This is a genomic window from Arthrobacter sp. UYEF3 (assembly GCF_040546245.1).
Classification (GTDB): Bacteria; Actinomycetota; Actinomycetes; order Actinomycetales; family Micrococcaceae; genus Arthrobacter.
Map to the genome: position 1 here is coordinate 52,899 of NZ_JBEPNK010000019.1, position 25,517 is coordinate 78,415.

The following is a 25,517-nucleotide window of genomic DNA, read 5'->3' on the forward strand; positions in this document are numbered from 1 at the left end:
ATGACCGACGAATTTTCCGTAGAGAGCGTCTACGCCGAACTGCTGGGCCGGGCGCCGGAAAACAAGATGGAGCCGCGGCTGGCCCCGCTGCGACGGGCGATGGACATCCTGGGCGAGCCGAACAAGGCATACCCGATCATCCACATCACCGGTACCAACGGCAAAACCTCCACGGCGCGGATGATCGAGGCCGGGCTGCGGGCCCACGGGCTGAGCACCGGCCGGTACACCAGCCCGCACCTGTCCAAGGTCACGGAGCGGATCAGCATCGACGGCGAACCGGTCCCGGACGAGACTTTCGTCCGGATCTGGGACGAAATCCGCCCCTACCTGGACATCGTGGACGGCGAACTTGCCGCCGACGGCGAGCCCCGGCTGACCTACTTCGAGTGCCTGACCATCCTGGGCTTCGCCGTCTTCGCCGACCAGCCCGTCAACGTGGCCGTGATCGAGGTGGGCCTGGGCGGCATCACCGACGCGACCAACGTCGGCGACGGCCAGGTCGCCGTGATCACCCCGATCTCACTGGACCACACCGAGCTGCTTGGGGACACCACCGAGGACATTGCCCACGAAAAGGCCGGCATCATCAAGCCCGGCGGGTTCCTGATCAGCGCGGCGCAGCCCGTCGACGCGGCCCAGGTGCTGCTGGAGAGGGCCAAGGAAACGGGCGTGCCGTTCCGCTTCGAAGGCGTGGAGTTCGGCGTCGAATCCCGGACCGTCGCCGTCGGCGGCCAAATGGTGACCATCCAGGGCATTGCCGGACGCTACGAAGACCTGCTCGTGCCGCTGCACGGGGCACACCAGGCGGAAAACGCCGCCGTCGCGATCGCCGCGCTGGAGGCGTTTTTCGGTGCGGAAAAGCCACTCGACGCCGAGGTGCTGCAGGAGGCCTTCGCCTCCGTCACCTCACCCGGACGCCTTGAAGTGGTGCGCACCGCGCCGACCACTATCGTGGACGCCGCACACAACCCGGAGGGCATCAGGGTCTCCGCCGAGGCCATCCACGAGGCCTTCAGCTTCACCAAACTCGTGGTGGTGGTGGGCGTCCTGAAGGACAAGGACGCCGAGGAAATCCTCCGCCAGCTCAAGGAATCCCTCGGCGACCTCGCCTCGGAGTACTGCTTCACCCAGTCCAACTCGCCCCGCGCCGTGCCGGCCCAGGACCTCGCGGAGCTTGCGCGGGACCTGGGCTTCGGCGGGGACAACGTGCACGTTGCCGACAAGCTCGACGACGCTCTCGAGTGGGCCTTCGAGCGGGCGGAAGCCAACGACGACCTGGCCGGCGGGATCCTGGTCACAGGGTCCATCACGCTCGTGGCCGAGGCCAGGATCCTGCTCGGAAAGGCTCAGGCATAACCCGTGGCTAGACTCACCAAGGCGCAACGCGAATGGCGCCCCGGCATGCCGAAGAAACGCCGGTCCACCAAAGTCATGTTCGCGTCCACGGTGCTGCTGCTGGAGGCCTTCGTGGCGATCTTCGGCACCCTGGCGGTCTTCGGACTGCGACGCGGGGAGCTGCCGCCGCTGCTGGTCTTCGGGGCGGGCCTCGGACTGTGCGTGGTGCTGGTCCTGACCTGCGCCGTGCTTTCGAAGCCGTGGGGTGTCGCGCTGGGCTGGATCCTGCAGCTGCTGCTGATCCTCACCGGCATTGTGGAGCCCACCATGTACCTGGTGGGCGGGCTGTTCGCGATCACCTGGTGGTACGGCATCCGGACCGGCATCCGGATCGACCGCGAAGCCGGGCAGCGCGAACGTGAGCAGGCCGCCTGGGAAGCCGCGAACCCCGAGGGCCGCAGCAATTAGACTTGTCCCGAACCCCACCCCAACCCCCAAGGAGCAGCAGTGAGCATTGAGCGCACCCTCGTCCTGATCAAGCCCGACGGCGTCGCACGCAACCTGGCCGGCAGCATCATCGCCCGGATCGAAGCCAAGGGCTACACCCTGGTGGAGCTCAAGAAGGTCGACGCAGGCCGCGAACTCCTCGAACAGCACTACGAGGAACACGTCGGCAAGCCGTTCTACGAGCCGCTGGTCGAGTTCATGCTCAGCGGACCCGTGGTTGCTGCGATCTTCGAAGGCCACCGCGTGATCGAAGGCTTCCGCGCCCTCGCCGGCACCACGGATCCGACGACGGCGGCGCCCGGCACCATCCGCGGCGACTTCGGCCGCGACTGGGGCCTGAAGGTGCAGCAGAACCTGGTGCACGGCTCGGACTCGGCGAAGTCTGCCGAGCGCGAGATCAAGATCTGGTTCTAACGACCCCGCAGCGCCTCGCCGAGGTGACAGCTAAGGCCAATGTTCACGCTGAACATTGGCCTTAGCTGTCACCTCGCGGCGTTTTCAGGGCCTTTATTGAGGGACTCAGTAGCCGGAGGTGCCGACGAAGACCTGAATGAAGGCGAAGAAGATGGTGGCGATCACGGCGACGTACAGCAGGGCCGTCAGGATCCAGCCCGAGTCGGACAGGATCCGGGCGGCGGCGGCTGGCAGCGGGATGACGCCGTGGCTTACGTTGCGGACGGTCACCCCGACGAACAGGGGGATCATCGCGGCCCAGACAATCATGCAGAACGGGCAAAGAACGTGGATAGAGTACAGCGCCTGGGACCAGAGCCACACCACAAGGGCGAAGCCCAGAGTCACTCCGGTCTGCAGCCCGATCCAGTACCAGCGGGAGAACTTTGCCCCGGCGAGGAGGCCCATGCCGGTGGTGATGGTGACGGCGAACGCGACGATGCCGATGAACATGTTGGGGAAGCCGAAGAGTGAACTCTGCCAGGTCTGCATCACCTGCCCGCAAGAAATCCACGGGTTCACGTCGCACACTGTGGTGTGGCTGGGGTCCTTGAGGACCGCCAGTTTTTCCAGGACCAGCGTTCCGGAGGCAAGCCAGCCGACGATGCCGGTGATCAGAAGGAGCCACGCGAACGGCCGATCACGCGTCATCAGGGGAAACGCGTGCTCCGCAGGGGCCGTGCCGGAACCCCGCTCTTGGGCGGTCGCGTCGCCGCGGGCGGGGGCGGGAGAGATGCTGGGCATGTGCTTCGAGTCCTTTGCGTTGTGGTGCTCTTGGGCCGATTCTATCGCCGGAGGCTGGATGCAGCCGGGTATGCGTCCCGCCGTCGCCAGTGATTCGGTCCGCGGCGCGGTCGGGATGTCCCGCCTGGCCCAAAGACTGGTGCGCAATTTTCGTTGGTTCGGCGGCGGTTCAGGTCCGACCGCGTGGTCCGGTCCGAGGACATGCCCGTTGCCCGGGCCGGCGGATGGACATATTCGGGTTGTGCCCGGAGCAAGGTGCGGCCATTGGGCATGTCCTCCCGGGTGGCAGCCGGATCCCGGCGGGTCTCCGAGTGGCCACTGGTGCACCTACGAGCATGTCTGTCCCGCCTAACCCTACTTTTGCGGCTCCTGTGAGACAATGAAGCTGGCTGGGACGCGATCCACATTCGGGTTCCAGTCCGGTGACTTTGTCTTCAAGACCGCCAATGAGGAGCAGGGAATATTTCGGATCCTTCGATCCGGCCCATCCCGCAATGCCATTGGACGGCACCTGGTTGTGACGTATAGATCAACGGGTTCAGCACAATCTCGCCGGCCTTCCAGGGCTGCCGCACCCCACTGCCGGTGCGAACCTGGAGGTATTCAATTGACTTCTGTCAATGCCCGAGGGTGTTGACAAATATTGGCCCCCTAGGGTGCCGGATGTGGCGGCGCATCAGGGGCGGGAGTGTCGCCACATATGGATAATGACCAGCTAGCAGTCGGTAACAACGAAGCCATTGCTACCGAGGAAGTTCGGGAAACCGCGGCCGCCGAGGCGCCCAAGAAGGTGACCCGGACGCGCCGCAAGGCTGCGCCCAAGACGGAGACAGTTGATCCGGCCCCCGACGCCGCTGCAGCCCCCGACACGGCTGCAGCCCCCGACACGGCATCGGCCGCCGCGGACAGTTCCGACGCCGCCGTGGCGGCCAAGCTCCCGGCCCGCCGGAGCCGGTCACGGAAGAAGACCGACGCCGACGAGCTCCCTGCGGTGACTCCGGACCAGACCGCGGCGGAAACTTCGGAACCCGTCGGTGAGGCACCGGCTGGGGCCCCCACGGAGGCTGAGGCGCCCGCAGCTCCGCAGAAGCCGGTCCGCCGGCGTGCTTCCCGCGCCAAGGCTGCCCCGGTGGCAGCGGAAGCCGAAGCTGAAGAAACAGTCGCGCAGGCCCAAACCACCCCCGCCGAAGACCCGGCTCAAGCAGTCCCGGCCCGCGAAGTGCAAGCGCCCGCCGCGACAACTCCGGCGGAAGCTCCCGTGGCTGAAACACCTGAATCATCCGAAACCCCAGCACTGTTTCTTGCGCCCGGCGCAGCCACCTCCGTGATCTTCCAGGCCCCGGACCTGCGCACGGTTGTCCGCCCGGCCCCGGTGCAGGCGCCAGCCGCAGCCGAAGAAGCTGACGAGGAAGACGACGACGAAGGTGACGACGCCGGCAGCCGTCGTCGTCGCCGCAGCCGCGGCCGCCGCGGCCGCAGCACCCGCGGAGCCGACAGCGAGCCCGGCGCCGTCACCGAAGACTCCGGTGACGACACCGACGACGGCTCCGAAGGGATCCTCGAGGACGGCGTCACCTCGCGCCGCCGCCGACGTCGCCGCCGCGGCGAACAGGACCTCGAGTTGACCGGCGGCGGGGACGACGACCCGCCTAACACGGTGACCCGGGTCAGGGCACCGCGCGCCATCAGCGAAACCCCGGTTAATAACCGCGTCACCGCGCTCAAGGGCTCCACCCGCCTGGAAGCCAAGAAGCAGCGCCGCCGGGAGTCCCGCGACACCGGCCGCCGCCGCACCGTCATCACCGAGGCCGAGTTCCTGGCCCGCCGCGAATCCGTGGACCGCCAGATGATCGTCCGCCAGCGCGACGACAGAATCCAGATCGGCGTCCTCGAAGACGGCGTCCTGGCCGAGCACTTTGTCTCCAAGACCCAGCAGGACTCGCTGATCGGCAACGTCTACCTGGGCAGGGTCCAGAACGTGCTGCCGTCCATGGAAGCAGCCTTCGTCGACATCGGACGCGGCCGCAACGCCGTGCTCTACGCCGGCGAAGTCAATTGGGACGCCGTCAACTTCGAGGGCAAGCAGCGCCGGATCGAAAACGCGCTCAAGTCCGGCGACTCCGTGCTGGTCCAGGTGACCAAGGACCCGGTCGGCCACAAGGGCGCCCGCCTGACCAGCCAGATCTCGTTGCCCGGCCGCTACCTCGTGTACGTGCCCGGCGGCTCCATGACCGGCATCTCCCGCAAGCTGCCCGATGTCGAACGCAACCGCCTCAAGCGGATCCTCAAGGACCGCCTGCCGGAGGACGCCGGCGTCATTGTCCGGACCGCGGCCGAGGGCGCCTCCGAAGAAGAGCTGACGCACGATATCAACCGGCTGCGCGCCCAGTGGGAGGGCATCGAAAGCCAGTCCGCCTCCACCAAGGTCCTGGCCCCGGAGTTGCTCTACGGTGAACCTGACCTGACCATCAAGGTGGTCCGCGACGTGTTCAACGAGGACTTCTCCAAGCTGATCGTCTCCGGCGAGGAAGCCTGGGACACCATCGAGGCCTACGTCACGTACGTGGCTCCGGACCTGGTGGGCCGGCTGGAGAAGTGGACCAAGGACAACGACATTTTCGCGGACTGGCGCATCGACGAGCAAATCCACAAGGCCCTGGACCGCAAGGTCTTCCTGCCCTCCGGCGGCTCCCTCGTGATCGACCGCACCGAAGCCATGACCGTGGTGGACGTCAACACCGGCAAGTTCACAGGCAGCGGCGGCAACCTCGAGGAAACCGTCACCAAGAACAACCTCGAAGCGGCAGAGGAAGTCGTCCGGCAGTTGCGGCTGCGCGACATCGGCGGCATCATCGTGATCGACTTCATCGATATGGTGCTGGAATCCAACCGCGACCTCGTGCTGCGCCGCATGGTGGAGTGCCTGGGCCGGGACCGGACCAAGCACCAGGTCGCCGAGGTGACCTCGCTGGGCCTCGTGCAGATGACCCGCAAGCGGATGGGCACCGGGCTGCTTGAAGTCTTTGGCGAACAGTGCGAAGCCTGCGCCGGCCGTGGCGTCGTCACCCATGACGAGCCGGTGGAACACCGCCGCGCCAACACCGTTGCCGCGGAGCACCACGTCCCGCGGACCGAGCACCAGCCTGCCGTCCGCAATGAGCGCAAGCGCCGCCGCGGCAAGGGCGGTCAGGGTGCCGGTGAAACCATGCCGTTCGAACAAGCATCCGTGCACGCCGAGCCCACCGAGGCCGAACGCCACGCCAAGGCAGAGGCGACCCGCGCCGCGCTGGCCAACATCGCCGCCGCCGCGCACGCCGCCCACCTGCACGACGGCGAGGCGACAGCAGCGCCCGACGCCGAAACCCGCCGGGCCGCGCTCGATGCAGCAGTGGAACTGGCCTCGACGGAAGAGGCCGCCGGACGTCCGGCTGCCGTGCTGACCTTCGGCGGTGAGCAGGTGGCGCTGCCCTTCGTCGAACACGCCGACGAAACGACGCAGCCGGCACTGACCCTGGACCTGCTCACCGAGGCGTTCGCCCACCTGGGCGACGCCGGGACCGGCAGGCCTGCCGAGGCTGCTCCGGCGGCTGAGGCAGCGGTGGAGGAGGTGCCGGCGGAGGAGGCATCCGTGGCCGAACCTGCCGCTCCGGCCGCCACGGCGCCGTCCCGCACCACCCGCGGCCGGGGCCGCGCCCGGACGTCGCGGATCCAGCCGCCGAGTGCCCGGACCCGCGACGCCCAGGCTCCGGCTGCCCGGCAAACCGGCAAGGCGCCGGCCGCACAGGCGCCGTCGGCACAGGGACGTGCAGCCCAGGCGCCTTCGGCACAGGGACCTGCAGCCCAGGCCGCGGCACCGGCCACCCGGGCCCCCGCGGCCCAGGCTCCTGCCCGGACGCAGACCCGGGCCCCCGCGACCCAGGCTCCTGCCCGGACGCAGACCGCGGAACCGGCAGCCCAGGCTCAGGCCGCGGCGGACGCCACCCCGACCCGCCGGATACGCCGGAACCGCAGCGCCAGCCGCGCGCAGGGTGCCGCCAACGAGACGTCCGTGCAGCAGCGCGAGGCCGCCCCGCCGGCGGCGGCCGGCTCGGTCCATGAGGCCAAGGCCCCGGAGCCGACCAAGGTGCCCGCCAGGCCTGCGGCCAACGAGCCGGTCATCCTCGGCGTCGGCGTTCCGGCGTCGGAGCTGTAGGACTCGGCACACGCCACCGCTCGCGGGTCCCGTCCGGGCTCGACGTATCCATACGTCGGCCCCGGGCGGGACCCGCGAGTTCGTTAACGGGCAGGCCAGCCGGTCGCGTACGGGTAGGCTGGGGACTGACACGGGGTGCCGAGCAATAAGCCGGCTGAGATCCAGACCCGTTGAACCTGCCCGGTCAGCGCCGGCGAAGGGATGTCTCTTGTTACCAGCGACGCACTCACCACTCACGCCGCCGGCCTTTGCAGGTCGTGAGCCCTCATCCATCCTCCAGTCCGCTTTCCCGGCGACGGCCGAGGTACCGGCTGCGAGGCCCGCACCCGATGGCCCCGCCGCGCCCCCGATACCCCGGGTGCTGGCTATCGCCGGCTCGGACCCCTCCGGCGGGGCCGGCATCCAGGCGGACCTGAAGAGCATCGCCGCGAACGGCGGCTACGGGATGGCTGCCATCAGCGCACTGACGGCCCAGAACACCCAGGGCGTACGGGCCGTCCACGTGCCGCCGGCGTCATTCCTGACCGCCCAGCTGGATGCGATCAGCGATGACATCGTCATCGACGCCGTCAAGATCGGCATGCTCGGCGATGCCGCGGTGATCGACGCAGTCCGGGCCTGGCTCGAGAAGGTCCGGCCCGCCGTCGTGGTCCTGGACCCGGTGATGGTATCGACCAGCGGCGACCGGCTGCTGCCGGAATCCGCCGAGGCCGCCCTGCATGACCTGCTGCCGCTGGCAGACCTCATTACCCCGAACCTGGCCGAACTGGCCATGCTGCTCGGCGAACCGGCTGCCGCGGACTGGCCCGCGGCGCTGGCCCAAGGCAAACGGCTCGCCGCCCTGACCGGCACCACGGTGCTGGTCAAGGGCGGCCACCTGCCGGACAACAGGGCTGACGACGGTACGGGTTGCCCGGACGCGCTGGTCAACACCGGGGGACTGCTCAGCCAGGAGACCGTGGTGGTTCCGGGTGAGCGGATCGCCACCCGCAACAGCCACGGCACCGGCTGCTCACTGTCCTCGGCGCTGGCCACGGTGCACGCCGGGGCAGGGGGCTGGGAGGCGGCGCTGCGACAGGTCAAGCCATGGCTGCTGGGCGCGCTGCGGGAAGCGGGACGGCTCGACGTCGGACACGGCAACGGCCCGGTGCACCATTTCCACCACCTTCAGCATGCTGCCGCGCCAGCAGCGGCCCCACCTGCCGCGGGCGACTTCGCCGCGGGACTTGACGGGCACGCGGCCGCGGGGCTGGACGCGATCTACGGCCTGGAGTTCATCCGGGGCCTCGCCGCAGGCACCCTGCCGGAGCGGGACTTCGCCTACTACCTCGGCCAGGACGCCCTGTACCTGAACGGCTACTCCAGGGTGCTGTCCCGCGCGTCCGCACTCGCGCCGTCGGAAGCCGAACAGCTCTTCTGGTCCCGGTCGGCGCAGCAGTGCCTCGAAGTCGAGGCCCAGCTGCACCGGAACTGGCTGGCAGGCCGCACAGTTCAGGCGGAGCCGGGGCCGGTCACCAAGGCCTACGTGGACCACCTGCACGCCGCCTCCCTCGCCGGCGGCTACGGCGTGCTGGTGGCCGCGGCGCTGCCGTGCTTCTGGCTCTACGCCGAGGTCGGTGCGACGCTGCACAGGGAGTTTCTCGCCGCCGGCGCCCCGGCAGCGCACCCGTATGCGGAGTGGCTGCGCACCTACGCGGACGAGGCCTTCGCGGAGTCGACGCGGCAGGCGATCAGGTACACGGACGCTGCAGCGCGTCGGGGGTCCGACGGGGAGCGCAGCGCGATGACCGCCGCCTTCGCGCAGTCCGCCCGCTACGAGGTGGAGTTTTTCGACGCGCCGAGGCTGCACGCCTGAGCGGACCCGGCCGGCCCAACCGGTAGGATAATGGGGCGCGGTTCCGGAAGTCGCTGCGGCAGCACAGCTTTGGCCCCCCGGGGACAGGATGTGGCTCCCGTCACGCACTACCCGCCGGGACCAGCCTCGTTTGCGACCGAAGGCGAAATTAGCGTAGTCTTGATCTTCGGTGCTTACGCCAACACTTGGGTTATGACCTTGAGGAACAGTTCACCCGTAACTACGGGCCGGATGTTCCACGGGATAGCTCATGGGTTCCCCCGGGGAACCCACCGGCGTTGAGGCACAGCGTGAGCCGGTCCAAAGTCTTTGGCACCAGGTTCCGCACGCAAATCTAGTAATAAACGTCGAGAGAAGTGAGTTCCCCAGTGGTGTACGCGATTGTCCGCGCAGGCGGCCGCCAAGAGAAGGTTTCCGTTGGAGACTTCGTTACCCTGAACCGCGTCCCCGGTGGAGCCGGCAGCACCTTTGAGTTGCCCGCACTGCTCCTGGTGGACGGTGACAAGGTTACGTCCGCTGCCGCGGACCTGGCCAAGGTGACGGTTACGGCTGAGATCCTCGAAGACCTTCGTGGTCCGAAGATCGTCATCCAGAAGTTTAAGAACAAGACTGGCTACAAGAAGCGCCAGGGTCACCGTCAGGAATTGACCAAGGTCAAGATCACCGGTATCAAGTAACTAACCCTTACTGTTCAGGTTTTCAGCAGATTCCCCAGAATTTAGAGGCAGGCATTTCAAATGGCACATAAAAAAGGCGCGAGTTCCACTCGCAACGGTCGTGACTCCAACGCCCAGTACCTCGGCGTCAAGCGCTTCGGGGGCCAGGTAGTTTCCGCAGGCGAGATCATCGTCCGCCAGCGTGGCACCCACTTCCACCCGGGCGCCGGCGTAGGCCGCGGCGGGGACGACACCCTGTTCGCACTGGCCCCGGGCGCAGTCGAGTTCGGCACCCGCCGCGGTCGTCGCGTTGTGAACATCGTGGCTGCTGCAGCCGCAGAGTAACAACCAGTTGTAAATCGGTGGGGCGGGCCATTAGGTCCGCTCCACCGGTGTTTTAACCGCACTACCATCATCTTTGGCCCCTTCGGGGGTCCGGGGAACAGCACTGAGGAGATCCACGTGGCGAGCTTTGTAGACCGGGTAGTACTGCACGTATCCGGCGGTACCGGCGGCCACGGCTGTGTCTCCGTCCACCGCGAGAAGTTCAAGCCCCTCGGCGGTCCCGACGGCGGCAACGGCGGCAACGGCGGCGACGTCATCCTGCGTGTCGATCCCCAGACCACCACCCTGCTGGACTATCACCACGCCCCCCACCGGCACGCCACCAACGGCGGCCCCGGCATGGGCGACTGGCGCGCGGGCAAACACGGCGAGACCCTGATCCTTCCGGTGCCCGTAGGCACCGTGGTCAAGTCCAAGGACGGCGAACTCCTTGCCGACCTCGTGGCCGAAGGCGCCGAATACATCGCAGCCGCCGGCGGCATCGGCGGCCTGGGCAACGCCTCGCTCTCCTCGCAGAAGCGCCGTGCCCCCGGCTTCGCGCTGCTCGGCATCGAAGGCGGGTCCAGCGACGTCGTCCTGGAACTGAAGTCCATCGCGGACATCGCCCTGGTCGGCTTCCCGTCCGCCGGCAAGTCCAGCCTCATCGCCGCCATGTCGGCGGCCCGGCCCAAGATTGCCGACTACCCCTTCACCACCCTGATCCCCAACCTCGGTGTGGTGCAGGCCGGCGACGTCCGCTTCACCATTGCCGACGTCCCGGGCCTGATCGAGGGCGCCAGCGAAGGCAAAGGCCTTGGCCACCACTTCCTGCGCCACGTCGAACGCTGCGCGGCCCTGGTGCACGTGCTGGACTGTGGCACGCTCGAATCGGACCGCGATCCGCTCTCGGACCTGGCCATTATCGAAGCCGAACTCGAGAAGTACGCCGTGGATATGAGCTACAGCGGAGCCGACGGCGAAGTGGTCCCGCTGAACCACCGCCCCCGCCTGGTCGCGCTGAACAAGGTGGACCTGCCGGACGGCAAGGACATGGCCGAGTTCGTCCGCCCGGAACTCGAATCCCGCGGTTACAAGGTCTTTGAAATCTCCGCCACAAGCCATGAAGGACTCCGCCAGCTGGGCTTCGCCATGGCCGAAATCGTCAAGGCCGCCCGCGACGCGGTGGCCGCGACACCGCCCAAGGTCCAGGCCCCCGTACTGCGCCCCCGCGCCGTCAACGAAAGCGGCTTCACGATCCGCCGCGAAGAGAAAGGCCTGGAGCCGCTGTTCCGCGTACTGGGCGAAAAGCCGGTCCGCTGGGTCAAGCAGACCGACTTCACCAACGAGGAGGCCATCGGCTACCTGGCCGACCGTCTCGCCAAGCTCGGTGTCGAAAACGAACTGTTCAAGCAGGGCGCCAAACCAGGCGACATGGTCGTCATCGGCGAGGACGACGGCGTCGTCTTCGACTGGGAGCCCACCATGATGGCCGGCGCCGAACTGCTGGCCTCCCCGCGCGGCACCGACGTGCGCTTCGCCGACATCGGCGACCGGCCCACGCGCGGCCAGAAGCGCGAGGATCAGCAGGAGCGCCGCGACGCCAAGGCCGCCGCCCGGGCGGAACTGGAAACCGAGCGCAAGGCCGGCATCTGGACCGAATCGGTCAGTGCACGCCGGGCCGCGCAGCCGCTCAAGGAGAGTGGACTCGGCGAAGCCGATGACGAGTAACGCCGTCGCCGTTCCCGGTCCGGCCGGGGCGGCCAACCGCGCCGCGCTCTCCGGTGCGCGCCGGATCGTGGTCAAGGTCGGCTCCTCCTCCCTGACGTCCATCAGGGGCGGCATCGCCGAGGAAGCACTGACCGACCTCGCCGATGCCCTCGCGCAGAAGCGCAACGCGGGCACCGAAATCATCCTCGTTTCCTCCGGGGCGATCGCGGCCGGCCTGGCGCCGCTGGGGCTCGACAAACGCCCCCGCGACCTCGCCACCCAGCAGGCCGCTGCCAGTGTGGGCCAGGGCCTCCTGATGGCCCGCTACACCCACGCTTTCGGCGCGCACGGCGTCACGGTCAGCCAGGTACTGCTGACCGCGGACGATTTCATGCGCCGCAGCCAGCACACCAACGCCTTCCGCGCCCTGGACCGGCTGCTGAACCTCGGCGTGGTCCCGGTGGTCAACGAAAACGACACGGTCGCCACCCACGAAATCCGCTTCGGAGACAACGACCGGCTCGCCGCCCTCGTGGCGCACCTGGTCCGCGCCGACGCCCTCGTGCTGCTTTCCGATGTCGATTCGCTGTACGACGGGCCGCCCGCGCACGGCGCCCGGCGGATCGCCCATGTCTCCGGCCCGGGCGACCTCGAAGGCATCTCGATCGGCAGCACCGGCAAGGCCGGGATCGGCACCGGCGGCATGGTCACCAAGGTCGAGGCCGCGTCCATCGCCGCCAATTCCGGGATCCACGCCCTCGTGACCTCCACAGCGAACGCCGCCGCCGCGCTGGCGGGGGAGGACGTGGGAACATGGTTCTCCGTCAACGGCTCCCGCAAGCCGATCCGGCTGCTCTGGCTCGCGCACCTGGCCTCCGTGCGGGGCAGGCTGGTGCTCGACGACGGCGCCGTCCGCGCCGTCCGTGACCGCCACACCTCGCTGCTGCCCGCCGGGATCACCGCCGTGCACGGCGACTTCGAAGCCGGCGACGCCGTCGAGATGGTCGGCACCGACGGCATCGTGATCGCCCGCGGCCTGGTTAACTACGCCGCCGCCGAACTGCCGCAAATGCTCGGCCGCTCCACCCGTGAACTCGGCAAGGCCCTGGGACGCGGCTATGACCGTGAAGTTGTTCATGTTGACGACCTGGTGCTGGTCTAGGCCTTCCGGCCGCCTAAACTTGGAGCATGACTGAGGCCCTGACTTCGCAACCCGACCTGCCGGTTCACGACGCGCCCGCCGCAGGCCGGCCGTCGGCCGCGCCGGATGTCGAAGCCGCCGTGCACGCCGTCGCCGACCGTTCCCGGGCCGCGTCCCGCCGGATGGCCCACGCCAACCGGGCCTGGAAGGACCGCGGCCTGCGGGCCATCGGCACTGCACTGCTCGAGCATCAGGACCTGATCCTGGCCGCCAACGCCAAAGACGTGTCAGCGGGCCGCGACGGCGGCACTTCGGCGGCGCTGCTGGACCGGCTCACTCTCACCGAGGCCCGCGTCCAGGCCCTCGCCGCGGCCCTGGAGAAGCTCGCCACCCTGCCGGACCCGGTGGGCAATGTGGTGCGCGGCCAGACCCTCCCCAACGGGCTGCGCCTGCGCCAGGTCAACGTCCCGATGGGGGTGGTCGCCGCGATCTACGAGGCACGTCCCAACGTCACCGTGGATATCGCCGGACTGGGGCTCAAGAGCGGCAACGCCGTCATCCTGCGCGGCGGCAGCGCCGCCGCCGCCACCAACGCGGCACTCGTGAGCATCCTTCGCGAGGCCCTGGACTCCGTTGGCCTGCCGGCCGACGCCGTCCAGAGCGTGGACGAGTACGGACGCGACGGCGCGAATGTCCTGATGCGGGCCCGCGGCCGCGTCGACGTGCTCATTCCCCGAGGCGGGCGCGAATTGATCCAAACCGTGGTGATGAATTCCTCGGTGCCGGTCATCGAAACCGGCGAAGGCAACGTGCACATCTTCCTCGACGCCTCGGCGAACGAGGAAATGGCTGTCGAGATCCTGCTCAACGCCAAGACCCAGCGCCCCAGCGTCTGCAACACCGTGGAGACGCTGCTGGTCCACTCAGCGTCCACCGTGCTCCCGGCCGTCGCCGCGGCCCTCCGCGCCGCCGGCGTTACCCTGCACGCCGACGGCCGGATCCGCGCCGCGCTCCCGGCCGGCGTGGAGTCCGTTCCCGCCACCGACGCGGACTGGGCCACCGAGTACATGGATCTTGACCTGGCGGTGGCAATGGTCGACTCCCTGGACGAGGCGGTGCAGCACATCCGCACCTGGTCCACCGGCCACACCGAGGCAATCCTGACCAACGATCTCGCCAACGCCGAGCGCTTCATCGCAGAGGTGGATTCGGCCGCCGTGATCGTGAACGCCTCCACCCGGTTTACCGACGGCGGAGAGCTGGGCCTGGGCGCCGAGGTGGGCATCTCGACGCAGAAGCTGCACGCCCGCGGTCCGATGGGGCTGACCGAGCTGACCACGACAAAGTGGATCGTGCAGGGCGAAGGCCAGGTCCGCGCCTAGCAACGCGGTAACATGGAACAGAAGCTAGGAACGGCGGGAACCTCCGCCGTCGTACATTTGTGAACCTACTAGGGGAGAACATGCTGTTTCAGCAGATCGCCACGTCCGTCGCCGCAGCCGTCGGACACGAGGAATTGGCGCCGCTCATCGCGCCGCCGTTCGTGATCGGCGGCTCGATGTTCGTCATCCTGCTGGTCCTGATGTTCATCACGCTGTCCTATGGCAATCTCGGCAAGCGCCACGAGGCCGTCGAGGAGCACGCGGATCCGCACCGTCAGCACCCGGCCAAGCACCCGGGCCCGGGACACTAATATTTCCGCCACAGTGAAGCAGCACGGGGCCAAACGCCGCCTGAGACTCGGTGTGATGGGCGGGACATTTGATCCGATCCATCACGGCCACCTCGTCGCGGCCAGTGAGGTCGCGGCCAAGTTCAGCCTCGACGAAGTGGTGTTCGTCCCCACCGGGCAGCCCTGGCAAAAAAGCAGCAGGAATGTCAGCGAGGCCGAACACCGGTACCTCATGACCGTCATCGCCACCGCCTCGAACCCCCGGTTCACGGTGAGCCGGGTCGACGTGGACCGTCCCGGCCCCACCTACACCATCGACACCCTGCGCGACCTGCGCACGCTGCGACCGGATGCCGACCTCTTCTTCATCACCGGCGCCGACGCGCTGGCCCAGATTCTTTCCTGGAAAGACATCGACGAGTTGTGGTCCCTCGCGCATTTCGTCGGGGTAACCCGGCCGGGGCACGTGCTGGACGGGATGGGACGCGATGACGTCAGCCTGCTGGAGGTCCCCGCCATGGCGATCTCCTCCACGGACTGCCGGACCCGGGTCGCCGCTGGAAACCCGGTCTGGTACCTGGTGCCCGACGGAGTGGTCCAATACATCGCCAAGTACGAACTGTATGACCAGCCTGCTCCCGGGCAGGAGTTCCAGGAGTCCGGTCCCGAACTCGAAACACACCAAACCGCCAGCACCGAATGAGCCTTTAATGATTCAGGAACAGCCTCCTATCCGCAGCCGCCGTGAATTGCGCCGCGTCAGGGATGAACGCCAGGAAGTGAACCCGGGCGCCGGCACCAGTGGTGCCGGCGCTGTTCGGGCTGCTCCTGATCGGGGCGGCCCGGCAGGTTCCGGCGCCGGAGGCGGCGGCGCGGATCCCGCCGTCTTAGCGCGCCCCGAGGAACCGACCGAAGCCGAAACCACCGGCCGACGCCGCGTGCCCGGCCCGGCCGACGCCGTGCAGACCACTTCCAACCAACGATCGTCGCAGATCCGGGCCCGAGACCGGGCGACGCTGCGGACCATCAAAGAGCTCGCAGAGAAGGAAGGCCAGCTGTCCGCAGGCGGACAGCCGACACGCCGCCAGCTCCGGCTCCAGCAGCTGGCGGAGGAAACGGCACCCGCCACCTCCGCCAATCCGATCGTGCCGATGCCCTCGCCGCGCACCCGCTCGCACCCCGTGGTCCCGCCCGCCGCCAGGATGTCCACCGGTACGGCCCCGGCCGCTGCCCCGGTACCCGCTGCGCCGGCGTCCGGCGCTGCGCAGGCTCCGGCCGTACCCGGCCAGGCAGCCGGTGTGTCTGCCTCCGGAAAGCTGCCCGACGGGATGAGCGTCGAACAGGCCCTTGCCGCACGTCAGCTGCTGGCCGAGCAGGCCCGCAACCAGGCCGCGAAGATGGAGCACATCGCCGCCACGGACCCCGACGCGGTGAACCCGGAGGTGCTGGCCGAGCAGATCGCCTTAGCCGAACGGGCCGCCGTGCTCAACCGGCGGGCGATAGCCAAGCAGAAGCTGGCCGAGCAGAACAGCCAGCCGTCCGAACGCGGCGAACAGCAGCCGAACGATCCCTCGACGGCCAGCAACCTGGCCATGGTCACGCCGCTGGAATTTGTCGAGGTTCCTGGCGTGGAGCGGCCGGTCATGAAGCGCCCTGCCACGTCATATGTCCCGCTGGTTACCAACCCCAGCCCCACCGTCCGGCCGGCACGCACCTCGCGCCGCCCCGGCTCGTCGCGCCAGCGGGACGCCGGCCCGGTCAAGGCTCGTTCCGGCGTCCTGGCCCGGGCGGAAGCGGCCGCTCAGGCAGCCGGCCGCCGTCCGGCTGTGGCCGCCAAATCCGCACATCCCGAAACTCCGGTGACGGAGGACGGTTTCGCCGCACGGCCGCCGGTCGCCGCCAACGCCGCCTACGGACTGGATCCACTGGATGCCGCCACGGCGGGCCTGGGCCGGGCACGGCGTCTTCGCGCCCTCCAGCTCGGCGTACTGGCCCTCGGGCTGCTGGCGCTCATCACCGGCGTCATCCTGATCATCACCGGCATGGCCCGCTAGCCGCCACCCGCAGCGGTTGCGGCCCCGGCCGCGGTGCCGGCCCCGCGGACGGGGCCGCCGGCCGGGGACACAGCTACCTGCATCCGACAGTTCCCATCTACAACACTCTCCATCTTCAACAATTCTTATTTCAACAGTTTTCATTTTTTCAATAAGGAGTCCCGTGACTGCAACCGATTCATCCATCACCACAGCCCGCCACGCAGCCCGCGCTGCCGCGGAAAAACTGGCCGAGGACATTGTCGCTCTCGACGTCAGCGAGCGGCTGGCCCTGGCTGACGTGTTCCTGATTGCCTCGGCCCCGTCCGAGCGCCAGGTCAACGCCATCGTCGACGGCGTTGAGGATGAGCTGTCCAAATTTGACCTCAAGCCCGTCCGCCGCGAGGGCCGCTCCGGTGGACGCTGGGTGCTGCTGGACTACGGCGACGTCGTCATCCACGTCCAGCACGAGGAAGACCGCGTGTTCTACGCCCTGGAGCGCCTCTGGAAGGACTGCCCTGTGGTTGACCTGCAGCTGGGCGATGACACCTCCGCCAAGGCCGGCGCCGCCACCGAAACCGAGTAGGCGGCGGGGCTGCAGCAGCCTAAAAGCCCGAATATGCCCGATTTGGAATTTTCGGAAGTGCTGTTCTAAGATATTTGAGTTGCTTCGGGGAGAACGAAGTCGGAGCAGCGAAAATTCGGGGCTGTGGCGCAGCTGGTAGCGCACCTGCATGGCATGCAGGGGGTCAGGGGTTCGAGTCCCCTCAGCTCCACAGGATGATCCGCCGGAATCGAATGATTCCGGCGGATCTTTTGTTTCCCCTTGGTCCCGGTCGCGCGGGAAGACGGAGCTCCGGCATCGGCCGCCGATTAGCGTCAAGGCCGAATGTAGATTAAGCTAATCAGGTTGCTTGATCGAACCGGCTCCCCGGAGACGCTCATCAACGACAGTTTCGGGGCTGTGGCGCAGCTGGTAGCGCACCTGCATGGCATGCAGGGGGTCAGGGGTTCGAGTCCCCTCAGCTCCACCGAACGAGGCCCCGCTCCCTGAGCGGGGCCTCGAACTTTTTAACGCTCATCTAGGATGTGGATCGTGAACCTGTCCGTCCCGCCGCAGGAACCGGCCCTGCGGTTTGCCGACGTCGCCGTCGTCGGCGCCGGACAGGCGGGACTGTCTGCCGTCGGTGGCCGCGCAGGAGGCCAGCTCAAGCTTCCTGAGCCGCTACTTCGCCGAGTACGAGGCGGAACCGGACCTCGCCGTCCAACGGCCGGTGAAGGTCCACGCCGTCAGCTGCGAGGACAGCGATCCGGCCGGCCGGTTGCGCATCGCCACCTCCGGCGGCGGCTGGTCGGCGCGCGCCCTGATCAACGCTACCGGTACCTGGACCCGGCCGTTCTGGCCGATCTATCCCGGCCAATCCGGCTTCCGCGGCCGGCAATTGCACGTCGCGGACTATGTGTCCGCGGAGGAGTTCCGCGGCCGGCACGTCATCGTGGTCGGCGGCGGCATTTCCGCCGTCGGGCTGCTCGATGAGATCTCCAAGGTCACCGGAACCATCTGGTTCACCCGGCGGGAACCGGTCTGGCGCGACGCCGCCTTCGACCGGCAGGCCGGCCACGACGCCGTCGCCCTCGTCGAGGAACGGGTGCGGCAGGGCCTGCCGCCGCAGAGCGTCGTGGCCGTGACGGGCCTGATCCGGACCCCCGCCCTGCGCGCTGCCGCCGCCCGGGGCGTGCTGGACCGACACCCCATGTTCACCGGGATCGAGCCCGGGGGAGTGCGGCTGTCGGACGGCGGCTTCCAGGCCGCCGACGTGATCCTCTGGGCCACGGGATTCCGTGCGGAGCTGGAGCATCTGGCACCGTTGCACCTGCGCGGGCCCGGCGGCGGCATAGCGATGGACGGCACCCGCGTCGCCGCGGAGCCCCGGGTGCACCTCGTGGGCTACGGCCCGTCGTCGTCGACCATCGGGGCCAACCGTGCCGGCCGGGCCGCCGTGGCCGGGATCGTCACCCTGCTGACCGGCCCGTCAACCCGCCAAGCCCCGCAACCCACTTACGCCTGAAACGGAACGGCAACCGTGACGGCCCGACAAGAAACGACGGTAACCCGCATGGCGGACAACACACTAGATCCCCTGTTCTCCCGCCTCCGGAGGTTCCCCGACGTCGAGGCCGCCAACCTGCAGGCCTGGGACGCCACCGACCGGTTGCTGCTGGAGACCGCAGCGGAGTTGCGGGCCGCCGGCCGGCTGTCCCCCTCCGGCAGGATCGCTGTCGTGGGCGACCGCTATGGCGCACTGACCCTCGGCGTGCTGGCGCTGAGCCGGCAACCGGCGGCAGGGAGCGGCACTGTCCGGGTGCACGAGGACCTGATCACCGGTGAACGCGCGCTACGCCATAATGCCGACGCCACCGGCGTCACCGACGGCTTCGAACAGCTCCCGCTAGGCGCGTCCGTAGAGGGCGCGGAGCTGGTCCTGCTGCAGCTGCCCCGGTCCCTCGCCGAGCTGGAAGAGATCGCCGACGCCGTAGCCCGGCACGCCGCGCCCGGTGTGCTGCTGCTGGCCGGCGGCAGGGTCAAACACATGAGCCTGGGCATGAACGCCGTGCTGGAACGCTACTTCGGCGAGGTGCAACCCCAGCTGGCGCGGCAAAAATCGCGGATTCTGCTGGCCCGCGCCCCGAAAGCGGCCGACGGCGCCCCGCGGTTCCCCCTCACGGAACGCCACGCCGAACTGGACCTGACCGTCTGCGCCCGGGGTGCGGTGTTCGCCGGCACCGGGCTCGATATCGGAACCCGCTTCCTGCTGGACTTCCTGCCGGAGATGCCCGGCGCCGGGCACGCCGTCGACCTCGGTTGCGGCACCGGGATCCTGGCCGCGCTATACGCCCGCAGGCACCCGCGGGCCCGGGTCACGGCCACCGACAGGTCCGCGGCCGCCGTCGAATCCGCCGGGGCGACCGCCCGCGCCAACGGCCTGGACCGGCAGATCAGCGTCCTGCAGGACGACGCGATGAGCACCCTGCCGGACGCGTGCGCCGAGCTGGTACTGCTCAACCCGCCCTTCCATCTCGGGGCCACGGTCCATGCCGGCGCCGGGACTAAATTGATCGAAGCCGCGGCCAGGGTCCTGGTTCCCGGCGGTGAGCTGTGGGCTGTCTTCAACAGCCACCTGCGCTACCAGCCGGCGCTGGAAAGGCTGGTCGGCCCCACCCGCGAGGTGGGCCGCAATCCGAAATTCACGGTGACTGCGAGCGTCCGTCGGACCCGGCCTTAGGGTCTACGGCGGCACCCGCCGCCCGGCCCGGCGAAATCCATCCAACTCAGAAGCCGAAGGGTGCGGGATCGGGCCGCGCGTGACGTAGCATGCAGACATCAGCAGTGCTCCGCCGAACGCCGATAGAACACCTATAGAGGTATCAGTGACTGAGATCCGCACACCCTCGCCGCGGCGCGGAACCAACCTCCCACGGATGGGGGACTTCAACCTCACGGTCATCCTGGACGCGATCCGGCGCGCTCCGGGCGGGCTCAGCCGGGTGGAACTAGCCCGGATTGTCGGACTCTCGCCGCAAACCATCTCCAATATTTCCCGCCGGCTGCTGGACCAGCGCCTCATCGTTGAGGCTGGCAAGGAAGGCACCGGACCCGGCAAACCGCGGACCATGCTCCGGCTCAACCCGGGCGGCATGTACGCCGTCGGCGTCCACCTCGACCCGGCGGTCCTGACGTTCGTGCTGCTGGACCTTGTCGGCGCCGTCGTCAAGCACGCACAGATCACGACACCCTCACACGCGGAGCCGGGATCCATCATCGCCATCATCGCCGCGGCGATCAAGGAGCTGATCGAGGACTCGGGCGTGGACCGCACGAAGGTCGCGGGGCTGGGCGTCGCCTCGCCGGGACCGATCGACCTTAAGGAAGGGGCAGTGGTGGATCCGCCGCTGCTGCCGGGCTGGGAACGCGTCCCGCTGCGCGACGTCCTTGCCGAGGCCACCGGGCTGTCCACGCTCCTGGACAAGGACGTGACCAGCGCCGCGGTGGCCGAAACCTGGGCCGGCGGTCCGAGCGGCGCCGGCAGTTTTGTCTTCATGTATATGGGAACCGGGATCGGCTGCGGGGTGGTCCTCAACGACGAGGTCATCCGCGGCACCTCCGGAAACGCCGGGGAAATCGGGCACATCATGGTGGACCCCAACGGTCCGCTGTGCGACTGCGGCCAGCGGGGCTGCGTGAAATCCTCTGCCATCCCGCAGGCGCTCGTGGCCCGGGCCGTGGCCGCCGGCCTGCTGGATAGTTCCCGCGCGGACCGGAGCGCCCCGGCGGTGCAGGAAGACTTTGCGGAACTCTGTGCGCTGGCCTACGGCGGCAACGAGGCCGCAATGGAAATAATCAGGGACTCCGCCGTGCTGGTGGGCCGCGCCGTTTCCGCGGTCTCCAACGCCCTGGACGTGGACCGTGTGGTGTTTGGCGGGCCGTTCTGGAGTTGCCTCGCGCCGGCCTATCTGGAGCAGATCCCGGACCTGGTCCGGGATACCAGCGCCACCCGGAAGATCCATGGCATCGAAGTGGTGGGCACGGGAGTGGGTGAGGACGTGGCTGCCGTCGGCGCAGCCTGCCTGGTGCTGGAGCACACCCTGGCACCCCGTTCCCAGCGACTCCTGCTGGAAGGCTAGGCCGAAGCCCGTTCTGCCCCTTGCCGGGAGCGGAGGTGGTCAGTCGATGTCCTCGATGACCGTCCCGAACGGGATGTTCTCGTCAAGGTGCGCCTGGTGGTCGTGCGGGTGCACCACCACCCGGACCCCGTGCCGCCTGTCTGCGGCCGACTGCATCAAAACGGGGCGGACAGCGTTGACGACGCTCTCGCTCTGGGCGGCGAGATACTCCTGATAACTGGCTGGAAGCTGGATCATGCCCTCAGGATAGACCTGCGCCGCGGCCGGGGGGAGGGCCAAGAGCCTTGGGCGCTTCTTCGAAGAATCTTCTGCCACAGTCCGTCCGGCGGCGTAAAGACGCGTCTTAATTCGGCATCTGGCTTGTCCGGCGCGTTTGCGGGCCCTAGAGTCGTAAACAAGTTACCCCGGTAACGTGTCAGCGATCCTCCGCTGCAGGCCCGCATCATTTCAGCGGGCTGCCCAGGAGGGTGTGGGTGCCCCCATGTGGGCCTGACATTTGCTCACGGAGAACTTCGTTCCAGGCGTAACAGTCGCGGCTGCGTCCTGCTGAAGTTTTATCCGTGTTCCCCAAACTCAACTCATTGGCGGCAGCGCCGGCCGGACTTCGGCCGCCCGCCTGCCAATGGCTCACAGCCAAGGACGCAAATGTCTCCACCTAGCCTCATTGACGTACATCCAAATCTTGCCGGCACGGCCCCTGTGGCCTTGTCCTACGAACTGTTCCCGCCGAAGTCAGCCGCGGCCGCCGCGTCGCTCTGGACCACCATCGGGGAACTCGAGTCCACCAGCCCCGACTACGTCTCCGTGACGTACGGTGCGAGCGGCTCCAACCGGGACACCGCCGTCGAACTCATCAACCGCCTGGTGCAGGAAACCACGCTGCGCCCGCTGGCGCATCTGACCTGCGTGGGTAACACGGCGCAGGAGCTGGCCGACATCATCGGTGAACTGCTCGACGTCGGCGTCCGCGGCATCCTGGCGCTGCGCGGCGACCAGCCCAGCGGAAGGGGCCTTCCTGCCGAGGGTTCGCTGCGCTACGCCCAGGACCTGATCGAGCTCATCCGCCGGGTCGAACAGCGCCGCTCTGCCCTGCTGTGCGCCGGCAAGGTGGCCGTCGGGGTCGCAGCGTATCCCACCCGGCACCCGGAATCACCCACTGAGGCGCACGACGTCGAGGTGCTGCTGGCCAAACAGCGCTCCGGCGCGGACTTCGCCATCACCCAGGTCTTCTTCCGCACCGAGCAGTACGCGCAGTTGCTGTCCCGGGCCCGCCGGGCGGGTGTCACCATCCCGATCATCCCGGGGGTCATGCCGCTGACCAGCGTCCGCCGGGTCACCCGGCTGGGCCAACTGACCGGCGTCGAACCGGCGCCGGAACTGATGGAACGGCTCGCGGCCGCCGCCACGGACGCCGAACGCAACCGGATCGGGGTGGCCGCCACCGTGGACCTGGCCAACGCGGCCCTCGATGCCGGCGCCCCGGGCCTCCACCTCTACACCTTCAACGAGCACGCCAGCGCCCTCGAGGTGCTGGACAAGCTTGCGCTGCCGCGGCCACGGCGCGGCAACCGGCACCCGGCAGGACGCCGCCAGCTCGCCAGCTGAACGTCCCGTTTCACGAACCACCACTGACGAATTTCTGCTGCCGAACACTCCCGTCAACCAACACTCCCGTCAACCAACACTGACGAACCAACCCAAGGACTTTCCCATGACTGACAAGAACACCGCCAGCCCCACCCCGTTCCCGGCCGCCTCGATCCTCGGCTACCCGCGCATCGGCCGCCGCCGTGAACTCAAGAAGGCCGTCGAAGCCTACTGGGCCGGCAAAATTGACGCCGCGGCCCTGGACGCCGCCGCCAAGGCGATCCAGCTCGGCACCGCGCGGCGCCTGACGGGCCTGGGCCTGACCGAAGCTGCGGCCGTCCCCGGCTCCTTCTCCTACTACGACCAGGTGCTCGACGCCGCCGCCCACCTGGGCGCCGTTCCGGCCCGGTTCGGGAACCTGCTCGACGCCGACGGCCGGCTCGGCATCGACGGCTACTTCACCCTGGCCCGCGGCACCAAGGAACAGCAGCCGCTGGAAATGACCAAGTGGTTCGACACGAACTACCACTACCTCGTCCCTGAAATCGGCCCGGAGACCAACTTCTCACTGACCTCCAACCGGATCGTCGAGGAGTTCGAGTACGCCCTCGCCAACGGGTTCGAAACCCGCCCGTACCTCGTGGGCCCGGTCACCTTCCTGCTGCTGAGCAAGGCTTCCGACGATGCGCCGGCCGGCTTCAGCCCGCTGTCCCGCCTCGAGGACGTGCTCCCCGTCTACACGGCCCTGCTGGAAAGACTCGCCGCCGCCGGCGCCAGCTGGGTCCAGCTCGACGAACCTGCCCTGGTGGTGGACCAGGACACCCCGGCCGACGAAATCCAGGCCGCCGTCGCCCGGGCCTACGAGGTGCTCTCCGCCGCCGCGAACCGGCCCCAGCTGTTCGTCTCCACCCCCTACGGCGCGCTCGACGGCCAGCTTGGCACCCTCGCCGCGACCGGCATCGACGCGCTGCACGTGGACGTCTTCAAGGGCGGCGTTCCCTCCGCCGCGGCCTTGGCCGGCCTGGGCCGCAAAACCCTCGTCGCCGGCGTCGTGGACGGCCACAACATCTGGCGCAACGACCTGGCCGCCTCCGCGGCGAAGATCGCCGAGCTGCAGAAGTCCGTCGCCACACTCGCGGTCAGCACGTCCACTTCCACGCAGCACGTCCCGCACGATGTCGAGGAGGAAGCCCAGCTCCCGGCGCAGCTGCGCAGCTGGCTGGCCTTCGCCGACCAGAAGGCCGCCGAGGTTGTCACCCTGGCCGGCCTGCTGGCCAACCCCGACGCCGCCCGGCCCGCGATCGAGGAGGCAACCCGCATCATCGACTCCCGCGCCGAGGCCGGAGGCGTACGGCGCCCCGAGGTCCGGAACCGCACCGCGGCCCTGACCGACGCCGACTTCAACCGCTCGGCGTACCCCGTCCGCGAGGCAGCCCAGACAGCGGCCCTGGACCTGCCGCCGCTGCCCACCACCACCATCGGCTCGTTCCCGCAGACCGCCGAGATCCGCACCGCCCGGGCCCGCGCCAACAACGGCGAGCTCAGCACCGGTCAGTACGAACAGCTCATGAAGGACGAGATCAAGCGGGTCGTGGAGCTGCAGGAGGAGCTCGGCTTCGACGTCCTGGTCCACGGCGAGCCCGAGCGCAACGACATGGTCCAGTACTTCGCCGAGAACCTCGAAGGTTTCGACGTCACCGTGCACGGCTGGGTCCAGTCGTACGGCTCGCGCTGCACCCGCCCGTCCATCCTGTGGGGCGACGTCACCCGCAGCGTCCCGATCACGGTGGAGTGGGCCCGGTATGCGCAATCCCTGACCAACAAGCCGATGAAGGGCATGCTCACCGGCCCGGTCACCATCCTGGCGTGGTCCTTTGTCCGCGACGACCAGCCGCTGGGCGAGACTGCCAACCAGGTGGCCCTCGCGCTCCGCGACGAGATCGCCGACCTCGAAGCCGCCGGCATCAAGATCATCCAGGTGGACGAGCCGGCGCTGCGTGAACTCCTGCCGTTGCGCAAAGCAGACCAGGCCGCGTACCTGGACTGGTCGGTGAAGTCCTTCCGCCTTGCCACGGCCGGCGCCGCGGACGCCACCCAGGTCCACACCCACCTGTGCTACTCGGAGTTCGGCGCCATCATCGACGCGATCGACGGCCTCGACGCCGACGTCACCTCAATCGAGGCCGCCCGGTCCCGGATGGAGGTGGTGCACGACCTCGAGGCGCACGGCTTCGGCCGCGGCGTGGGCCCGGGCGTGTACGACATCCATTCCCCGCGCGTGCCCGGCGAGCAGGAAGTCACCGAGCTGCTCAGCACCGCGGTCAAGCACGTCCCGTCCCGTCAGCTCTGGGTCAACCCGGACTGCGGGCTGAAGACCCGCGGCTACGCCGAAACCGAGGAGTCCCTGCGCAACCTGGTCGGCGCCACCCGGTCGGTCCGCGCCGAACTGCTGGAAGCAGCCAAGTAGGCTCGCCCACCTGCTGCACCGACGACGGCGGGCGGGCCCCCCCCCCCCCGGGGGGGGCCCCCGCGGTCGGGTTAAAAAAACAAAGGGGGGACAAACCCCGGTTTAGCGCGGAAAAAGGGGGGGTGGGGGCGGCCGGGGAGGGTTTACCCACCATATAA

The 25,517-nt window shown here is 68.6% G+C and carries 20 protein-coding genes, 2 tRNA genes and 1 pseudogene; 21 read left to right on the plus strand and 2 right to left on the minus strand.

Translation table 11 applies throughout. The annotated features are described in order from the left end of the window. The 3 genes from ABIB14_RS13605 to ndk are packed head-to-tail and all read left to right on the plus strand — an operon-like array spanning position 1 to position 2,259. Complete coding sequence (locus tag ABIB14_RS13605; RefSeq protein ID WP_354236431.1) at positions 1 to 1,359, plus strand: bifunctional folylpolyglutamate synthase/dihydrofolate synthase; 1,359 nt, start codon at positions 1 to 3, stop codon at positions 1,357 to 1,359. A gap of 3 nt (positions 1,360 to 1,362) precedes the next feature. Further along, positions 1,363 to 1,806 (plus strand): DUF4233 domain-containing protein, encoded by a 444-nt coding sequence (locus tag ABIB14_RS13610; protein WP_354236432.1) that lies wholly within the window; start codon positions 1,363 to 1,365, stop codon positions 1,804 to 1,806. Positions 1,807 to 1,845: 39 nt separating this feature from the next. After that, positions 1,846 to 2,259 carry a nucleoside-diphosphate kinase gene (gene ndk, locus ABIB14_RS13615; protein ID WP_354236433.1) on the plus strand — a complete coding sequence of 138 codons (414 nt, stop codon included), beginning with the start codon at positions 1,846 to 1,848 and terminating at the stop codon, positions 2,257 to 2,259. A gap of 105 nt (positions 2,260 to 2,364) precedes the next feature. Here the strand turns inward: ndk and ABIB14_RS13620 are convergent, their stop codons facing one another. After that, a complete protein-coding gene (locus ABIB14_RS13620; RefSeq protein ID WP_354236435.1) occupies positions 2,365 to 3,042 on the minus strand; it encodes a vitamin K epoxide reductase family protein in 678 nt (225 codons plus the stop codon). A 700-nt stretch (positions 3,043 to 3,742) separates the two neighbouring features. On the opposite strand from ABIB14_RS13620, the gene ABIB14_RS13625 reads away from it, so the two are divergent. The 16 genes and pseudogenes from ABIB14_RS13625 to ABIB14_RS13700 all read left to right on the plus strand — a co-directional run bounded on the left by ABIB14_RS13625 (position 3,743) and on the right by ABIB14_RS13700 (position 21,305). Further along, on the plus strand, positions 3,743 to 7,234 hold the full coding sequence (locus tag ABIB14_RS13625; RefSeq protein ID WP_354236436.1) for an Rne/Rng family ribonuclease: 3,492 nt from the start codon (positions 3,743 to 3,745) through the stop codon (positions 7,232 to 7,234). A gap of 271 nt (positions 7,235 to 7,505) precedes the next feature. Beyond that, positions 7,506 to 9,089 carry a bifunctional hydroxymethylpyrimidine kinase/phosphomethylpyrimidine kinase gene (locus tag ABIB14_RS13630; RefSeq protein WP_502909669.1) on the plus strand — a complete coding sequence of 528 codons (1,584 nt, stop codon included), beginning with the start codon at positions 7,506 to 7,508 and terminating at the stop codon, positions 9,087 to 9,089. Between the two features lie 368 nt (positions 9,090 to 9,457). Beyond that, on the plus strand, positions 9,458 to 9,766 hold the full coding sequence (gene rplU / locus ABIB14_RS13635) for a 50S ribosomal protein L21 (protein ID WP_018773353.1): 309 nt from the start codon (positions 9,458 to 9,460) through the stop codon (positions 9,764 to 9,766). A 60-nt stretch (positions 9,767 to 9,826) separates the two neighbouring features. Next, complete coding sequence (rpmA, locus tag ABIB14_RS13640; RefSeq protein ID WP_069952019.1) at positions 9,827 to 10,090, plus strand: 50S ribosomal protein L27; 264 nt, start codon at positions 9,827 to 9,829, stop codon at positions 10,088 to 10,090. Positions 10,091 to 10,207: 117 nt separating this feature from the next. Next, a complete protein-coding gene (obgE, locus tag ABIB14_RS13645; RefSeq protein ID WP_354236439.1) occupies positions 10,208 to 11,797 on the plus strand; it encodes a GTPase ObgE in 1,590 nt (529 codons plus the stop codon). Then, positions 11,787 to 12,938 (plus strand): glutamate 5-kinase, encoded by a 1,152-nt coding sequence (gene proB / locus ABIB14_RS13650; RefSeq protein WP_354236458.1) that lies wholly within the window; start codon positions 11,787 to 11,789, stop codon positions 12,936 to 12,938. Before obgE ends, proB begins: the two co-directional genes overlap by 11 nt. Before the next feature lie 26 nt (positions 12,939 to 12,964). After that, positions 12,965 to 14,299 (plus strand): glutamate-5-semialdehyde dehydrogenase, encoded by a 1,335-nt coding sequence (locus ABIB14_RS13655; RefSeq protein WP_354236441.1) that lies wholly within the window; start codon positions 12,965 to 12,967, stop codon positions 14,297 to 14,299. 80 nt (positions 14,300 to 14,379) lie between these two features. Beyond that, positions 14,380 to 14,610, plus strand: coding sequence for a hypothetical protein (locus ABIB14_RS13660; protein WP_354236442.1), 231 nt, complete (start codon positions 14,380 to 14,382; stop codon positions 14,608 to 14,610). A gap of 55 nt (positions 14,611 to 14,665) precedes the next feature. Next, entirely contained in the window at positions 14,666 to 15,292 is a 627-nt protein-coding gene (gene nadD / locus ABIB14_RS13665; RefSeq protein WP_502909668.1) for a nicotinate-nucleotide adenylyltransferase, read from the plus strand. Between the two features lie 7 nt (positions 15,293 to 15,299). Beyond that, positions 15,300 to 16,643 (plus strand): hypothetical protein, encoded by a 1,344-nt coding sequence (locus tag ABIB14_RS13670; protein WP_354236444.1) that lies wholly within the window; start codon positions 15,300 to 15,302, stop codon positions 16,641 to 16,643. A 163-nt stretch (positions 16,644 to 16,806) separates the two neighbouring features. After that, positions 16,807 to 17,208 (plus strand): ribosome silencing factor, encoded by a 402-nt coding sequence (gene rsfS, locus ABIB14_RS13675; protein WP_354236445.1) that lies wholly within the window; start codon positions 16,807 to 16,809, stop codon positions 17,206 to 17,208. A 117-nt stretch (positions 17,209 to 17,325) separates the two neighbouring features. Then, a tRNA-Ala gene (locus ABIB14_RS13680) sits at positions 17,326 to 17,398 on the plus strand. Positions 17,399 to 17,580: 182 nt separating this feature from the next. Beyond that, positions 17,581 to 17,653 (plus strand) — tRNA-Ala (locus ABIB14_RS13685). A 165-nt stretch (positions 17,654 to 17,818) separates the two neighbouring features. Beyond that, positions 17,819 to 18,691 (plus strand): annotated as a pseudogene (locus tag ABIB14_RS13690) (NAD(P)-binding domain-containing protein); the annotation flags it as partial. Positions 18,692 to 18,739: 48 nt separating this feature from the next. Continuing rightward, positions 18,740 to 19,906, plus strand: a complete 1,167-nt coding sequence (locus ABIB14_RS13695; protein ID WP_354236447.1) for a class I SAM-dependent methyltransferase — start codon at positions 18,740 to 18,742, stop codon at positions 19,904 to 19,906. A 145-nt stretch (positions 19,907 to 20,051) separates the two neighbouring features. Continuing rightward, a complete protein-coding gene (locus ABIB14_RS13700) occupies positions 20,052 to 21,305 on the plus strand; it encodes an ROK family transcriptional regulator (RefSeq protein WP_354236449.1) in 1,254 nt (417 codons plus the stop codon). 39 nt (positions 21,306 to 21,344) lie between these two features. Here the strand turns inward: ABIB14_RS13700 and ABIB14_RS13705 are convergent, their stop codons facing one another. Then, positions 21,345 to 21,542, minus strand: a complete 198-nt coding sequence (locus ABIB14_RS13705) for a hypothetical protein (protein ID WP_354236450.1) — start codon at positions 21,540 to 21,542, stop codon at positions 21,345 to 21,347. 408 nt (positions 21,543 to 21,950) lie between these two features. Here ABIB14_RS13705 and ABIB14_RS13710 point away from each other — a divergent pair, with 408 nt between their 5' ends. Then, positions 21,951 to 22,910, plus strand: a complete 960-nt coding sequence (locus ABIB14_RS13710) for a methylenetetrahydrofolate reductase (RefSeq protein WP_354236451.1) — start codon at positions 21,951 to 21,953, stop codon at positions 22,908 to 22,910. Between the two features lie 106 nt (positions 22,911 to 23,016). Continuing rightward, complete coding sequence (gene metE / locus ABIB14_RS13715; RefSeq protein ID WP_354236452.1) at positions 23,017 to 25,359, plus strand: 5-methyltetrahydropteroyltriglutamate--homocysteine S-methyltransferase; 2,343 nt, start codon at positions 23,017 to 23,019, stop codon at positions 25,357 to 25,359. The last annotated feature ends 158 nt before the right edge of the window (positions 25,360 to 25,517 follow it).

Excerpts from the sequence above, each read along its gene's own strand:
- ABIB14_RS13695 (WP_354236447.1), top strand. The coding sequence starts at position 18,740 with ATGGCGGACAACACACTAGATCCCCTGTTCTCCCGCCTCCGGAGGTTC.
- ABIB14_RS13660 (WP_354236442.1), top strand. The coding sequence starts at position 14,380 with ATGCTGTTTCAGCAGATCGCCACGTCCGTCGCCGCAGCCGTCGGACAC.
- ABIB14_RS13710 (WP_354236451.1), top strand. The coding sequence starts at position 21,951 with ATGTCTCCACCTAGCCTCATTGACGTACATCCAAATCTTGCCGGCACG.
- ABIB14_RS13605 (WP_354236431.1), top strand. The coding sequence starts at position 1 with ATGACCGACGAATTTTCCGTAGAGAGCGTCTACGCCGAACTGCTGGGC.
- ABIB14_RS13670 (WP_354236444.1), top strand. The coding sequence starts at position 15,300 with ATGATTCAGGAACAGCCTCCTATCCGCAGCCGCCGTGAATTGCGCCGC.
- nadD (WP_502909668.1), top strand. The coding sequence starts at position 14,666 with ATGGGCGGGACATTTGATCCGATCCATCACGGCCACCTCGTCGCGGCC.
- ABIB14_RS13655 (WP_354236441.1), top strand. The coding sequence starts at position 12,965 with ATGACTGAGGCCCTGACTTCGCAACCCGACCTGCCGGTTCACGACGCG.
- metE (WP_354236452.1), top strand. The coding sequence starts at position 23,017 with ATGACTGACAAGAACACCGCCAGCCCCACCCCGTTCCCGGCCGCCTCG.
- ABIB14_RS13620 (WP_354236435.1), bottom strand. The coding sequence starts at position 3,042 with ATGCCCAGCATCTCTCCCGCCCCCGCCCGCGGCGACGCGACCGCCCAA.
- proB (WP_354236458.1), top strand. The coding sequence starts at position 11,787 with ATGACGAGTAACGCCGTCGCCGTTCCCGGTCCGGCCGGGGCGGCCAAC.
- ABIB14_RS13625 (WP_354236436.1), top strand. The coding sequence starts at position 3,743 with ATGGATAATGACCAGCTAGCAGTCGGTAACAACGAAGCCATTGCTACC.
- rpmA (WP_069952019.1), top strand. The coding sequence starts at position 9,827 with ATGGCACATAAAAAAGGCGCGAGTTCCACTCGCAACGGTCGTGACTCC.
- ABIB14_RS13705 (WP_354236450.1), bottom strand. The coding sequence starts at position 21,542 with ATGATCCAGCTTCCAGCCAGTTATCAGGAGTATCTCGCCGCCCAGAGC.